This is a genomic window from uncultured Campylobacter sp. (assembly GCF_938045345.1).
In the GTDB taxonomy this organism is placed as follows: domain Bacteria; phylum Campylobacterota; class Campylobacteria; order Campylobacterales; family Campylobacteraceae; genus Campylobacter_B.
Genome location: NZ_CALIMS010000005.1, coordinates 1 through 13,453, shown reverse-complemented (window position 1 = coordinate 13,453; position 13,453 = coordinate 1). Strand labels below are relative to the sequence as shown.

The following is a 13,453-nucleotide window of genomic DNA, read 5'->3' as shown; positions in this document are numbered from 1 at the left end:
ATGGCAAAACTCCATCTCGTTTCTCTAGGCTGCAATAAAAATTTAGTCGATAGCGAGATCATGCTTGGGCGCTTGCAAAACTATGAGCTCACGCCCGATGTGGCCTCTGCCGACGTCATCATCGTAAATACCTGCGGTTTCATCGCAAGCGCCAAGCAGGAGAGTATCCGCACGATTTTGAAGCTTAGCGAGCAGAAAAAAAGCGGCGCACTGCTGGTCGTCACGGGCTGTCTGATGCAGCGCTACAAGGATGAGCTCATGCGCGAGCTGCCCGAGGTTGATATTTTCAGCGGCGTCGGCGACTACGATAAAATCGATGAGATGATTTTAAAAAAGCAGAATTTATTCAGCCCGCAAACCTATCTGCAAAGTCCCGCGCTTACCTCTTCGCGCGTGATAACGGGCTCAAACTACCACGCTTACGTTAAAATTTCAGAGGGCTGTAATCAAAAATGCTCTTTCTGCGCCATTCCGAGCTTCAAAGGTCGCCTAAAAAGCCGCAGTATCGAGGACATCGAAGCGGAGGTACGCAGTTTGGTAGCGCGCGGATTTTACGATTTTAGCTTTATAGCGCAGGATTCTAGCAGCTACGGTCGCGATCTAAGACGCGGCAAAAAAGGCGGATCAAATTTTAAAGACTACCGCGATGAGTTAAATTTTGCAGGCTTTCGCGACGGGCAGAATTCTGATGACTCAAGCGGCGGCGCGGCAGATAAAATTTCCGCTCAAGGCAGGCTCACCCGCGGCAAGAGCTCTAGCGAGGAGAACGCAAGCGATGAAATAGCTGATGAGTGGGGCGCCGACCTAGTCGCGCTGATAAAACGCATCGAAAAAATCGAGGGCGTCAAGGTAGCGCGCGTGCTGTATCTCTACCCCACCAGCACCGACGAGCGGCTCATCCGCGCGATCGTGGACTCACCCGTTTTCGCAAACTACTTCGACATGCCGATCCAACACATAAACGACAAAATGCTAAGCCTGATGAAGCGCGGCGCAAGCGCGGCGCGGATCAAAGAGCTTTTAAATTTAATGCGAAGTGCGTCGGGCGCATTTTTACGAACGGGCGTCATCGTCGGGCACCCGGGCGAAACAGACGTAGAATTTGACGAGCTTTGCGACTTTTTGCAGGAGTTTAAATTTGATAGAATTTCAGCTTTTGCTTACAGCAAAGAGGAGGATACGGCGAGCTTTGCGATGTCGCAAATCCCCGCACGGACAATTAGTCGCCGTCTGAATAAAATCGAGAAAATCACGCGCGAGGCGATAGATAGCAGCATGCGCACGCTCGTAGGCAAAAAGATACCCCTAATAATCGAAGGTGCCAGCAGTGAGGGCGAGTTTTTTTACGGCGCCAAGCCTCTTGCATGGGGCAAGGACATCGACGGCGAAATTTTAATCAACGAAAGCTGCGTGCAAAACCTAAAAGCAGGCGGTCTATACGAGTGCGAGATCACGGAATTTGTTGGCGATAGACTGCTTGCGCGAGTACTAAAAAGCTCGCAAGGACAATGAAAAACTCGCCCGAAATTCCAAGCAAAATTCTAGCCTTGCTGCGGGCTGGCAAAAATCTGCTTGCATTTTCGCACGGCGTCGATAGCACAGCGCTTTTTTATCTTTTAAACGAGGCGGGCGTGAAATTTGACCTTGCGATCGTGGACTATAACGTCCGCGCGCAGAGCAAGGACGAAGTCGATTCGGCGCAGCAGCTCGTAGCCAAATTTAACAAACAAATCTACGTAAAAAGCGTGCGACTGGGCACGTCAAATTTCGAGCACGAGGCGCGCGCAGTCAGATATGATTTTTTCGCTCAAATTTGCCGCGAGCAGGGATATGAAAATTTGATCTTAGCGCATCAGTTTGACGACAAATTTGAGTGGTTTTTGATGCAGCTGGGACGCGGCGCCGGGCTTAACGAGATGCTAGGCATGCAAGAGCTAGAGGCTCGCGAGGACTACGTGATCGCTCGTCCGCTTCTAGGCGTGCGAAAGTGCGAGCTGGAGCGGTTTTTGCGTGAGCGAAACCTAAAATACTTCACCGACGAGACGAATTTAACGAACCGGTTTAAACGCGGCTTTATTCGCGCGAAATTTAGCGAGCCGTTTTTGGACGAATATTTTAGCGGCGTGAAAAAAAGTTTTGAGTTTTTGGCGACTGACGCACAAAATTTAAGCCCCGAAATTTCTAATCCCGCGCCTAAAATTTATCTCATAAAACGAGGCCGGGGCGAGCTTCGCGGCGTAGATCAGGCGTGCAAGCGGCTAGGACTAGTGCTAAGCTCGGCACAGAGAAACGAATGCGCGCGCTGCCTAGAAAACAGCGCAGGCTGTGTGCTAGGCGGCAAGGTAGCCGTGGGTGCGGGCGAAAATTTTATTCTCGTAACGCCATATATCAAAGCCGCGATGGACAAGAAATTTAAAGAAGCGTGCAGACAGCTCGCCATCCCACCGATAAACCGCGGATTTTTATTTGCCGCAGGCGCGGATCTTGCGCTATTTGAGGAGCTTTTATGAGCGTTTATTTTACCTCCGATCTGCACTTCGGTCACGAGCTGGTGCTGAAAAAATACCCGAATTTTAGAAAAGGCGCGAACGTGGCCGAGATGGATGAAAATCTCATCGCCGCTTGGAATGCGCTCGTTACGCCCGAGGATCTCGTCTATAATCTCGGCGACGTGTCCTTTCACAAGGATTTTGCGCACACTTGCGAGTTACTTGGCAGGCTAAACGGGCGACATTTTTTGCTACTGGGTAACCACGACGGGCGGATCGCTGCGATGAAAAACGAACTGCTAAGTGGACGCAAGGCGGACGGCAATTTTATGTTTGAACAGATCGTGGGATATGCCTTTGTGCGCCTATCGCATAAGAGAGCGGCTCTGTCTCACTACCCTATGATCGAGTGGGCAAACTGCCATTATGGCGCGCTGATGCTCTACGGTCACCTGCACGCAGATATGGCTGAAGTTTCGGGCAGGGCGCTAAACGTGGGCTTTGATCTGCACGGCAAAATTTTAAGCGAGGACGAAGTGTGGTCGTATCTGAAAGATATCCCGCCCAAAGCCCATCACGCAAGCGAGCTAGAGGGCATTAGCGAGAACGACGACGTGGAGCAAAGGCGGGCTTTGATAGAAAATTTTTTACGCAAAATTAATCGGGATTCGTGAAAAAGACAAAATTTACGGCGCAAGACGGATCTTTGCGGCAAATGAGCTTAAATTTAAAATCGAGTTGTTTAAATACTGATTATTTTACCCAGCCAAAATCCATTATGTAACGCGAGATAAAATTTAATAAAATGCGGCGCAAACAGGCAACTAAATCGTATCAAGCAAGCGCAATTGCAAAGATAAAATTTTAAAATTCCAACTCGGTACGGAGCAAAAATATTTGATCTAGCGAGCTTCCAGCATCGCGATTTTGTTGATGTAATCGGCGAAATTTAGATTTATCAAATTTGTTTTGATGAAGATGCGCGTGAAAATCACATAACCGATCTCGTTGCTAAGCGTGCCGTCGGAGTAGATGAAAACGTTGGTGAGAAACTCGCTATTTTCGGATTTATAGAAGGTCTCGATCTGAAAATTTAAAAGCTCGTAAAATAGCTCGTCCGCGTCGCTCATCGCCGCCTGCATCTCCTCATCGATACGCATTATGTCGGCATACAGCACGCGCTCTTGGTTGGCGACGACGAAACATGCGCGGTTATTAAATTTCAGTGCGAACATCGCCATATTTTCAAAATCGCTTTGATTTTTTAGCAAGAAGTATAAAATTTTAAATAAACTAGCGTGCGAGCTAAATTCTATTCCAAAAGTCTCATCCGCCGCCTGTGCACTTGCGCGAGGAAATTCCACTATGAAGCTATCATCGACTTTTTGATAAATGCTATTTTCTTTAATCATATAATCCTCGTTAAAATACACCCTTTGATTTTCGTCGTCTATCAGTACGCAAGAGATTAAATTTTTATCACTCAGATCCGCAAAGCCTGCCAGCGAGGTAGCCAGATCATTTTCTTGCGCGATGGGAAAGCGATCGGATTTCTCATCCAAAATTCTTTTGCCGAAGCCCAATTTTCTATAAAAAAACTCGCATGCGTCGGCACTTTTAGCGACGCCGAGGAATGATTTTGCTTTAAATAGTGCCATTTTTTCTCCTAAAATTGCAATTATATCGAAACACTATTATTTCAAACTAAAATTTAATGTCCTGCTCAGCGCTTGCAAAAAGCAGCCGCCTAATCGCCTCTTTGCCCTCTTCAAGGTCAAGTCCTTCCAAATTCAGCGGCGCACTGAGGCTGTAATTTATACGCGAAAACGGCTTTGGCAACACCATCTCGTCCCAGCTACGAAATTTCCAAAAACTGCTCGCTTCGTAATTTAGCGCGTAAATGCCTAAGTTCAGTCGCTGCGCAAGGATCACGGCTCCGTCGGCGACGCCGTGAAGGGGGCCGCGCGGACCGTCGGGAGTGATGATGACGTCGGTGCCGTTTTTTATCTCTTTGATCGCACCCATAAGTGCGCGTGCGCCGCCCTTGAAACTACTGCCGCGGATCGCACCGATGCCGAAATGCGAGATCACGCGCGTAATTATCTCGCCGTCTTTGTGATCTGAGATGATGACCTTAGCGCGCTTAGCATTGCCGAAATCCCGCAACCACCAGCGCCTATATGCAAAGCTCATCATCGCTAGCCTTCCATGCCAAAATACGACGACGCAGGGCTTTCCGGGCAGCTTCGTGGGGGTAAATTTAACCCTGCACGTTAAAAAAATACACCAAATCAGGATAAAAATGAGATATTCGGCGACGCGGAAAAACAACCGCTTTTTAAGCGATAACTTGTCCATAAAGCGCCATTCTGGCGGTCTTTTCGATACGCACTCTGCGCGTTTTGCCTAGCAGCTCTTCGCCACCTTGCGCGCAGATTAAAAAATTTGAAAAGCTTCTACCGCACGCGGTGCCGCTCTCGCGCAGCTCCTCGAAATATACGTCGAAAATTTTATCCTTTTGCGCCCCTGCGATCTCATCTAAAATTTTAGCGTGAGCGCTTTGTAGCCTGCTTAATCTTTCGCTTGAAATTTCATCATCCAGCGGCTTTAAGCTTGCCGCTGGCGTGAGGGGTCTCGGGCTAAATTTAAAGGAAAAAACCTGCTCGAATCTCACCGCCTCCAATACTTCCATCGTCTCAGCAAAATCATCCTCGCTCTCGCTCGGATAGCCTACGATGATGTCGGTGCTAATCGCCACACCCGGGCAGCTTTGGCGCAGTTTAAGCGCGCGGTCCAGATACCACTGCTTGGTATATCCGCGCTTCATATCGCGCAAAACCTTGCTGGAACCGCTTTGCAGCGGCATATGCATCGATTTGCAAATTTTAGGATTATTGCAAAAAACGTCCAAAAATTTATCGTCCATATGCAGCGGATGCGGGCTAGTAAAGCGGATGCGCTCGATGCCCTCTATCTCGCTAAGCCGCATGAGCAGGTCGCTGAAGTCGATTTTTTCGTGCGCGCTAGAAAAGCGCTTGCCGTAATTATTGACGTTTTGGCCGAGTAAAAATATCTCTTTGGCGCCGCGAGCGGCGGATCTTTCGGCTTCGCGCAAGATGATTTGAGCGGGGATCGAAATTTCATCGCCTCTAGTTTGCGGCACGATGCAATAGGAGCACTTTTTGTCGCAGCCGATCATTATGTTTATGAAGGATTTATATGGCGAGCTCGCAAAATCGCCGAAGGCAAACTCGCTCTCGTCGTAGTTTATGTCCGTGCTGATAAATTTTGGCGTACGTACGGCTTGCGAAATTTTAGATACGTTTCTGGCGCCGAGTACGAAATCCACAAAGGGTGCGCGCTTAAAAATTTCTCCGCCCAAATGGCTTGCGGTGCAGCCGCAAACGCCGATTTTAGAGCCCTTTTTTCGCGCCTTATCAAAAGCTCCGATCTCGCTAAAAAGCTTATGCACGGGCTTTTCGCGTACGGAGCAGGTATTTATTAAGATCAGATCCGCAATATTTACGTCGTCGGTGATCTGGTAATCTTGCTCTTTTAGCTGCGCGATAATATGCTCGCTATCGCGCACGTTCATCGCGCAACCTAGAGTCTGGATGAAGAGGAGTTTACTCAAAGGATATGCACCTCGTACATATACTCATTTTCGTTCAGCCCGTATCGCACTATGCGCTGATACACGCTAAAACCCTTAGTATCGAAAAAATCCACCAAAGCGGCTAAATCTTTTTGAGAATTTTCTCTATCCAGATAAAATATTTTTTGTCCGCTCTTTTCTACTTGGGCTTGCAAATCCTCGATCTTAACGCTTTTTGGCTTAGAGGCAAGCTCCGTTCTGGCAAGTTTTAGCTGCATGATCTATCCTTTCATTTATGTTTTAAACCCGCGAGTTTAGCGAAATTTAGATAATAATTCGTTTAAATAAAAATAAAGTCAAAATTCCATATAATACCGCACTTCAAAATTTAAAATCCAAATTTAGTAGCACGAAATCAAATCTTAAGGAAAATTTATGGAAAAAATCACCGACATCATCGAGTCGATTGCAAATGAAAAGGGGCTTGAGCCCGCAGACGTCAAAGAACGCGTCAAAACGGCGTTCATCCAGACCGCAAAAAGACTTTTCGGCGAGGAGTATCTCTACGACAGCGAAGTCGATCCGCAGACCAAGCGCGTCAAGCTTTACCAAAAGGTCCACGTCGTAGCAGACGATGATGAGCGGCTCGGCGATCACAACTTCATCGCGCTAAACGAGGCCAAAAAAATAGGCGAAAACGCAGAGATCGGCGATGAGCTAAGCTACGAAATAAATATAGAAAACCTCGGTCGCACGGCTTCCGGCGTGCTGGCTAGAGAGCTAAATTTCCACATCCAAAGGCTACTTGAAGAGAAAATTTTTGAAAACTATAAAAGCAAGGTAGGCACCCTCACCCACGGCACGGTCACCAAGATCGATCACGACGGCACGACCTACGTAGAGATCGAGGATACGAAGGCTTTCATGCCGCAAAAAAACCGCATCAAGGGTGAAAATTTCAAAGTGGGCGACGTGCTGCAAGCCGTCATCAAAAACGTAGCCATCGACAAATCTCACGGCATCAGACTAGAACTTTCGCGCACCAGCCCGAAATTCCTAGAAGCCCTGCTCGCTGCCGAAGTCCCAGAGATCAAAGACGGCAGCGTTATCATTCAGGCTTGCGCGAGGATTCCGGGCAGGCGAGCCAAGATCGCACTTAGCGCCGTCTCGCCAAACGTCGATCCGGTAGGCGCCACCGTCGGCAAAGGAGGCGCTCGAATCGACGCGGTGAGTAGATTTTTAAGCAAAAATTTGCAAGACGGAAGCGGCGGCGAGAGCATCGACGCGTTTGAATACTCCGCAAGCCCCGAAATTTTGATCACTCGCGCAATGGCGCCCGCGATCGTAAACTCGGTCAAAATAACGCAGGACGGCAAGGCGATCGTCTATGTAAACCCCGATCAAAAAAGTAAAGCGATCGGCAAAAACGGCCTAAATATCCGCCTGGCTTCGATGCTGTGCGGCTGCGAGATCGAGCTTATCGAAATCGGCTCGGCAAGCGAGAAAAAGGTCTCCACGGAGGAAGGTCTTAAAAATCTCGAAGCGCTTTTCGGCGAGCTGTAGAGACGAAGCGCACTTCGCTTTTTGAAATTTTGCAAGTTGCGCTTTTTATAAAATTCTATTCTTTTAGGATTTTATGAATTGTAAATTTCGTCTTTTGAAAATTCTGTAGCAAGGCGGAATTTTGTTTTGCGCGTAGGATGTGCAGAATCTGAAGCGAGCGGTAATTTTGCGAATTCGGTAGCTAGCGAAATTTGTAAATTTAATGCTCTGCAGAATTCTAATATGAAATTTTACGGAGTGCGGAATTTCAAAATTTAAAGTCAAAGCGAAATCTTGACTGAAATTTTACGGCACGAAATTTTAAGATCAAATTTTATTCATGCGCGGATTTGAATTGACGCGATATTTAAATTTACACGGCACGCAAAATTCTGACCTAAACTAAGTTGTGCCTACCGCTCGTATAAAATTTCAACGTCGCCGTAATGCCAAAACGCCTTCGGCGCGAGGTATTCGCCGCCCAAGACGGCTAGGCCTAGTTTAAAATATTGCGGCGAGAATTCCGTGATTTTAGAGATTTCCTGCTCAAGTAGCGTCGTGCAGTAGAGGTTTGCTTCACCGCGAGGTCTTAACGTAAAACTCTCGCCGACGCGCCTAAGTAGAGAGACAGCGAGGCGCGCCTTTTGCTCCTCGCTTAAAAATTTCATCCGCACCGTGCCGAAGTCTCGCGCATGCGCTAAAAACTCCCGCATCGAAACAGCCGCGACGCCCTCTAGCCCGCCCTCGCCCGTTACCGCGTGCACCACCAAAAGCGGGCGCTCGCGCACGATCATGCCTACGTGCGAGTATTTAAAATCCGTCGCAGTCGCGATTATGCGGCTGTCGGTAATGTCGCCTAAGCGAAAGACGAGATCGCCCGTGCGTAGATTTGATAAAATTTCATCCGGTACCCGTAGCGGCTCTTTGGCGGCAGGTGCGTGCGTGAGCATCCAAAGCTCGCCGAGCCCGCCCGCCACAAAGATCAAGCAGATAAGAAACTTTTTCGCTAAAGCGAGACTTTCCACTTGCCATCTTTTTTGATGAGATCAACGTCCTCGGTATGGCTCATGCCGTTTTTAAAAGACACGGTGACTTTCACGAGCGCCGATTTCTCGTCGCTATTTTGCAGCTCGCCTGAGATGCTCTTTAGCCCGTCGCGCTTAGAGGCCTCCTCCTTGCCGGCGCCTGCCATCTGCATCAGTTTGCCGTTTATCATCTGCATAGAGCCATCTGTCCTTATCGGGTATATCTATAGCATCCACCAAAGTCTTAGAATCGCCCTCGTATAGGGCTCTGATGAAGTCCTCGGCTACGCCTTTCGAGTCGCTGCCGCAGCCCGCTAAAACGAATATCGCAATGAGTGCAAGTAGAAATTTTTTCATAAGCTCTCCTCGTAGAAATTTTGAAATTTTATATACGAGCGGTGAATATTTTTTAAATTTTAACCTTTCTGCTCGGGGGAATTTATATCGCGTTTGGATTTGCAAAAAGGGTATTCGGTCGTGCTTTTTCTGAATTAAAATAGAATTTTGCATTCGAAGGAAAGCTCGTCTTGCCTCGGTAAAATTTTATCTTGCTGAAGCGAAATTTTATGGCAGTTTCTGCGAACCGTGTCTTGCGGCACACCACTCAAACGGTGCCCAAACTCATTCGGTAGCGCGTGAGGCAAGCTTTGCTTGTCGGAACTGAAATTTAGCCGTATTTTGCGGCTAAAATTTTAAAATTTAAATGTCGCCTTCGTGGGATTGCTCGCTCGCGATTTAGCTTTTTGCTGCGACGCTCGCGAAATTATAAACAAATTTTACCCAAATAGGGCTATAATCCAATAATTCATTTCATAAAGGAATATCATGGAGACATGGGTGGCTTGGGCGCTTGCATCAGCACTCTTTGCGGCGCTGACTGCGATATTTGCAAAAATCGGACTCGAAGGGATCAACTCTCATTTCGCGACTTTTATCCGCACGATCATCATCGCCCTATGTCTCGCCGCATTCCTACGCTACGCTAAAGCCTGGCAGCCGTTATCTAGTCTGAGCCCTCGTAACTGGGTATTTTTGATACTAAGCGGATTAGCTACGGGTGCATCGTGGCTAGCATATTTCAAAGCCCTACAAATCGGCAAAGCCTATCAAGTAGCACCGATCGATAAACTAAGCGTAGTGCTCGTTGTAATCATCGCCGTGATCTTTTTAGGCGAGCGCCCGAGTCTGCGCGAATGGCTCGCGCTAGCACTAATCGGCGCAGGCGTGATGATGCTAGCATTTAAATAGGGTAAAATTTGCTTTAAATCTATCTCTTGTGCTCTTTTTAGCCGCCACTCTCGCACTACGCTATACACTTTGATCAGATAAACCCACTGCCGCTTCTGCAAAATTGCCGCCCTAAACCGCTATGATTTCTTATGGCTTGACTTTAGCCTACACAATTTCTAGGCATTATTTGAAACGCGCCGGTAATCGATTTGCCGATACCTTGCTGTAGTTAGGCGGTCTTTAGGGTAATTTTAGTTCTGCTTAAAAGCAGTGAGATTGAAATTTATGAGAAATCAAGAATTTACACCTTAAAATTCTAAAAAATATCGGCTCGTCGTACCATAAAATAAAATCGCATCCGCAAGTTTAAATCGAACTGGAGGCTATAAATTACGGCTGAATTTATAGCAAGTTACATTTGTAGGATATGGACTAAATCTATGCACTTGCTGCCTAACCCTTGCATTCGCCGCAAGTGCTAGATCTGTAAAATAATAAGCTAAGGTCGGGAGAAATTTTACTCTCCCCTACCCTTCTTACCCCTCTTACCTTTAGCCTTAGATGATCCCTCTTCTTTAGCCTCATCTTTCAACTTAGCCGTAGAGTTTTTTACTTTACCATCCTCATTCATAGTTTTATCCATGCTATCATCCATTTTCTCTTGCATCTTTTCTGATTTAGCATTTGCCTTAGCCTTAGTAGATTTGACGCTATCTTTAGCTTTCTTACTTGCTTTTTGCTTTACGGATTTTAGATCGCTTATATCTGTTTGTCCGCTTACGGCAAGATCATCTTTAATAAGCTCAAATCTCTTATCGCCTATGCCTTTAATGTTTTTGATATCCTCGATATCTTTAAATTTATTATCCTTGCGGTAATCTATGATAGCTTGAGCTTTTGCTTCTCCGATACCGGGAAGTGCCATAAGCTCCTCTTTACTTGCGGTGTTTAAATTTACTGCTGCTAGCATAAATGCAGGAAGCGATAGAAATAATGCGGATTTAAATAGGTTTTTCATTAAAAGTCCTTTGAAGTTGAGATATTTGTATCGCTAAATAAAACGTTTATTAGCATTGAGAGCTTTTGCATACCTATCCCGCGTCAGTGCTAGAAAAGGAATACGCCCATATGCTATTACGCTACCTTGCAATACGGTAAGAATTATATTTACGCAGGGCTTAAAGGGAGATAAATTTAAGAGATATATTGAAATTTTATCTGCTCCGATCGTTTTATTAAATAAATACGTTAAATTTTAGCTTGATCTTAAAAAGCAGATAGGCGATAAAGCTAGATAGATTAAATTTAATAGCGCTTTTTTTGCTCCTCTTTGGAGACCGAAAAGGATAAAGCTAGATAGATTAAATTTAATACCGCAAGCATTGAAACGGGATTTGGATTTAAATCATGTAAAAGGCTAAGCGACGGTATTTATGAAATTTAGTCCTACCCTACCGCGCACAGAGACTTTTTACGTGCAATACTAGACGCATACGGCGACACGGGATGCTGGTGTTATAAAAGGCGCGGATACTATACGTGCGAGGACGGGCGGGCAATCTTCATAAAATTTAGCCGCATTCGTAAGCTTGCTTTTGTAGGACATGCTTTTCTGGGCTTGATTTTTAATAGGGTTTTATCTGCTTATAGAACGTTTCATTATACTAAGCAACAGCACTTGCCAAGCTTTTTTGGCATCTAGTTTAAATCATACGAAAGCCTTATAAGTTGCCGGCGGCTTTATAATTTAGATATAAAAACGCGGTAATGTATTAAAAACGAACGAATGGATAAATCATAAATGAGGCTCGTATAGGTTAGAAATAAAGATCGCGCAATAGAAGTTAAAAAGCAAACGCAACAGATAGTATAGAAAAATGACACGAACGAGCAAGTATTATAGAAAAATTTCAATCCGTATCATTTTTCACTCAATATAAGTCAAATTTAATGCAGAGTTTTGAGATTTTGTATTGTGGCGGAGGGCTAGATTTAAAATTTGTATTTGCAGAAGGTTCTAAAATTCTAAAAAGGCTATGGAATTTTAAATTTATCAAGCAATATTTATTGGCTAAAAAAGCGATAAGCCAAAGATGCCGGAATAGAATTTAAATTGAAAATTGTATGGAAAGTTATGGAATTTTAACAAAGCCTGCAGCGACCTACTTTCCCCGTCCGAGTAACGGATAGTATCATCAGCCAGGACGAGCTTAGCTTCTTGGTTCGAGATGGAGCAAGGCGTTTCCTCGTCTGTATAGCCACAGGCAGTGTTAAATAAGGGATTGCTTTTGTTGTTTGATAGTAATATTATATACTGCGAATACGTTATGAGCTTTAGCCGCGTAGCATAGGAGCTTTACTCGTTCTTGCCTATTCGCCTCATATTTAAAAATACTTCGTCGTAATCTAAAACTTAGATTAATCGTAGATTACGGATATCTTTTATAATCTCTTATTTAACACTGCGTTCATCGTTAAAGCCAGATCTTGTTTTATAAAAACAAAAGTTGATAAGGCATAGTAAAAATTTACTATTTCGAATTGAGAACTAATTTTTTGCTAGGCGAGGCAAACGAGCAAAGACAAGGGAGCATACGTATGGTATGTGACCGAAGTCTGCAGCGAAGTTTAACGAAGCATAGTGAAAAATTAGGAATCAATTTTATCCTTAACAAGGAAGTAATGCTTAAAAGATAAGCAAACGAGCTATTAGTACCGGTCAGCTAAAGGACTTTCATCCATTACACATCCGGCCTATCAAACTAGTAGTCTACTAGAGCTCTTAAAAGAAGATTCATCTTGGAGTCGGCTTCGAGCTTAGATGCTTTCAGCTCTTATCGCATCCCGACTTAGCTACCCGGCGGTGCTCTTGGCAGAACAACCGGTACACCAGTGGTCGGTTCAACCCGGTCCTCTCGTACTAGGGTCAACTCTCCTCAATCTTCTTACGCCCACGGCAGATAGGGACCGAACTGTCTCACGACGTTCTGAACCCAGCTCGCGTACCGCTTTAAATGGCGAACAGCCATACCCTTGGGACCTGCTCCAGCCCCAGGATGCGATGAGCCGACATCGAGGTGCCAAACCTCCCCGTCGATGTGAGCTCTTGGGGGAGATCAGCCTGTTATCCCCGGGGTACCTTTTATCCTTTGAGCGATGGCCCTTCCACACAGAACCACCGGATCACTAAGACCGACTTTCGTCTCTGCTTGACGTGTATGTCTCGCAGTTAAGCTGGCTTTTGCCTTTATACTCTACGAACGATTTCCAACCGTTCTGAGCCAACCTTTGTAAGCCTCCGTTACATTTTGGGAGGCGACCGCCCCAGTCAAACTACCCACCAGACATTGTCCTACCTAAGGATAACTTAGGCTAGTTAGCTACCCGAATAAAGAAGAGTGGTATCTCAACAATGGCTCATCGTAAACCGAGATCTACGAATCGAAGCCTCCCACCTATCCTGCGCATCTTTATCCAAGTAGCAGTGTCAAGCTATAGTAAAGGTCCACGGGGTCTCTCCGTCTTGCCGCGGGTAGGAGGAATTTTCACCTCCACTACAATTTCACTGGATC

The 13,453-nt window shown here is 45.9% G+C and carries 12 protein-coding genes, 2 rRNA genes and 1 pseudogene; 5 read left to right on the top strand and 10 right to left on the bottom strand.

Annotated features, from left to right (window positions below; all coding sequences use genetic code 11):
* The 3 genes from Q0144_RS01025 to Q0144_RS01015 are packed head-to-tail and all read left to right on the top strand — an operon-like array spanning window position 1 to window position 3,163.
* Window positions 1-1,512 (top strand): radical SAM protein, encoded by a 1,512-nt coding sequence (locus Q0144_RS01025; protein WP_298060986.1) that lies wholly within the window; start codon window positions 1-3, stop codon window positions 1,510-1,512.
* A complete protein-coding gene (tilS, locus tag Q0144_RS01020; protein WP_298060984.1) occupies window positions 1,509-2,510 on the top strand; it encodes a tRNA lysidine(34) synthetase TilS in 1,002 nt (333 codons plus the stop codon). The genes Q0144_RS01025 and tilS overlap by 4 nt, the downstream gene beginning before the upstream one ends.
* The gene (locus Q0144_RS01015; RefSeq protein WP_298060983.1) at window positions 2,507-3,163 is read left to right on the top strand and encodes a metallophosphoesterase; all 657 of its coding nucleotides are present in this window, start codon (window positions 2,507-2,509) and stop codon (window positions 3,161-3,163) included. Before tilS ends, Q0144_RS01015 begins: the two co-directional genes overlap by 4 nt.
* A gap of 228 nt (window positions 3,164-3,391) precedes the next feature.
* On the opposite strand, the gene Q0144_RS01010 is transcribed toward Q0144_RS01015, so the two are convergent.
* Genes Q0144_RS01010 through Q0144_RS00995 form a run of 4 tightly spaced genes read right to left on the bottom strand, consistent with a single transcriptional unit; the run spans window position 3,392 to window position 6,362 of the window.
* Window positions 3,392-4,147 carry a hypothetical protein gene (locus tag Q0144_RS01010; RefSeq protein WP_297881903.1) on the bottom strand — a complete coding sequence of 252 codons (756 nt, stop codon included), beginning with the start codon at window positions 4,145-4,147 and terminating at the stop codon, window positions 3,392-3,394.
* A gap of 46 nt (window positions 4,148-4,193) precedes the next feature.
* Complete coding sequence (locus Q0144_RS01005) at window positions 4,194-4,847, bottom strand: lysophospholipid acyltransferase family protein (protein WP_298060982.1); 654 nt, start codon at window positions 4,845-4,847, stop codon at window positions 4,194-4,196.
* A complete protein-coding gene (gene miaB / locus Q0144_RS01000) occupies window positions 4,828-6,123 on the bottom strand; it encodes a tRNA (N6-isopentenyl adenosine(37)-C2)-methylthiotransferase MiaB (protein WP_298060980.1) in 1,296 nt (431 codons plus the stop codon). The genes Q0144_RS01005 and miaB overlap by 20 nt, the downstream gene beginning before the upstream one ends.
* Window positions 6,120-6,362, bottom strand: a complete 243-nt coding sequence (locus Q0144_RS00995; protein ID WP_005870077.1) for an HP0268 family nuclease — start codon at window positions 6,360-6,362, stop codon at window positions 6,120-6,122. Before Q0144_RS00995 ends, miaB begins: the two co-directional genes overlap by 4 nt.
* 157 nt (window positions 6,363-6,519) lie before the next feature.
* Here Q0144_RS00995 and nusA point away from each other — a divergent pair, with 157 nt between their 5' ends.
* Complete coding sequence (gene nusA, locus Q0144_RS00990) at window positions 6,520-7,647, top strand: transcription termination factor NusA (protein ID WP_298060979.1); 1,128 nt, start codon at window positions 6,520-6,522, stop codon at window positions 7,645-7,647.
* 392 nt (window positions 7,648-8,039) lie between these two features.
* Here nusA and Q0144_RS00985 read toward each other — a convergent pair whose 3' ends face one another.
* Genes Q0144_RS00985 through Q0144_RS00975 form a run of 3 tightly spaced genes read right to left on the bottom strand, consistent with a single transcriptional unit; the run spans window position 8,040 to window position 9,008 of the window.
* Window positions 8,040-8,651 (bottom strand): YiiX/YebB-like N1pC/P60 family cysteine hydrolase, encoded by a 612-nt coding sequence (locus tag Q0144_RS00985; protein ID WP_298060978.1) that lies wholly within the window; start codon window positions 8,649-8,651, stop codon window positions 8,040-8,042.
* Window positions 8,633-8,824 carry a DUF4878 domain-containing protein gene (locus tag Q0144_RS00980; protein ID WP_298060977.1) on the bottom strand — a complete coding sequence of 64 codons (192 nt, stop codon included), beginning with the start codon at window positions 8,822-8,824 and terminating at the stop codon, window positions 8,633-8,635. Before Q0144_RS00980 ends, Q0144_RS00985 begins: the two co-directional genes overlap by 19 nt.
* Window positions 8,787-9,008 carry a membrane lipoprotein lipid attachment site-containing protein gene (locus Q0144_RS00975; protein WP_298060976.1) on the bottom strand — a complete coding sequence of 74 codons (222 nt, stop codon included), beginning with the start codon at window positions 9,006-9,008 and terminating at the stop codon, window positions 8,787-8,789. Before Q0144_RS00975 ends, Q0144_RS00980 begins: the two co-directional genes overlap by 38 nt.
* A 468-nt stretch (window positions 9,009-9,476) precedes the next feature.
* On the opposite strand from Q0144_RS00975, the gene Q0144_RS00970 reads away from it, so the two are divergent.
* Window positions 9,477-9,899: an EamA family transporter gene (locus Q0144_RS00970; protein WP_298060975.1), complete on the top strand. Its 423-nt coding sequence runs from the start codon at window positions 9,477-9,479 to the stop codon at window positions 9,897-9,899.
* Window positions 9,900-10,659: 760 nt separating this feature from the next.
* Here the strand turns inward: Q0144_RS00970 and Q0144_RS00965 are convergent.
* The 3 genes and pseudogenes from Q0144_RS00965 to Q0144_RS00955 all read right to left on the bottom strand — a co-directional run.
* Window positions 10,660-10,899 (bottom strand): annotated as a pseudogene (locus tag Q0144_RS00965) (helix-hairpin-helix domain-containing protein); the annotation flags it as partial.
* A 1,131-nt stretch (window positions 10,900-12,030) separates the two neighbouring features.
* A 5S ribosomal RNA gene (gene rrf / locus Q0144_RS00960) occupies window positions 12,031-12,147 on the bottom strand.
* Window positions 12,148-12,570: 423 nt separating this feature from the next.
* A 23S ribosomal RNA gene (locus tag Q0144_RS00955) occupies window positions 12,571-13,453 on the bottom strand; the annotation flags it as partial.

Bases quoted from the DNA above. Each gene is read 5' to 3' on its own strand.
- Q0144_RS01025 (WP_298060986.1), top strand. From the start codon at position 1: ATGGCAAAACTCCATCTCGTTTCTCTAGGCTGCAATAAAAATTTAGTC.
- tilS (WP_298060984.1), top strand. From the start codon at position 1,509: ATGAAAAACTCGCCCGAAATTCCAAGCAAAATTCTAGCCTTGCTGCGG.
- Q0144_RS01015 (WP_298060983.1), top strand. From the start codon at position 2,507: ATGAGCGTTTATTTTACCTCCGATCTGCACTTCGGTCACGAGCTGGTG.
- Q0144_RS01010 (WP_297881903.1), bottom strand. From the start codon at position 4,147: ATGGCACTATTTAAAGCAAAATCATTCCTCGGCGTCGCTAAAAGTGCC.
- Q0144_RS01005 (WP_298060982.1), bottom strand. From the start codon at position 4,847: ATGGACAAGTTATCGCTTAAAAAGCGGTTGTTTTTCCGCGTCGCCGAA.
- Q0144_RS00995 (WP_005870077.1), bottom strand. From the start codon at position 6,362: ATGCAGCTAAAACTTGCCAGAACGGAGCTTGCCTCTAAGCCAAAAAGC.
- nusA (WP_298060979.1), top strand. From the start codon at position 6,520: ATGGAAAAAATCACCGACATCATCGAGTCGATTGCAAATGAAAAGGGG.
- Q0144_RS00980 (WP_298060977.1), bottom strand. From the start codon at position 8,824: ATGCAGATGGCAGGCGCCGGCAAGGAGGAGGCCTCTAAGCGCGACGGG.
- Q0144_RS00975 (WP_298060976.1), bottom strand. From the start codon at position 9,008: ATGAAAAAATTTCTACTTGCACTCATTGCGATATTCGTTTTAGCGGGC.
- Q0144_RS00970 (WP_298060975.1), top strand. From the start codon at position 9,477: ATGGAGACATGGGTGGCTTGGGCGCTTGCATCAGCACTCTTTGCGGCG.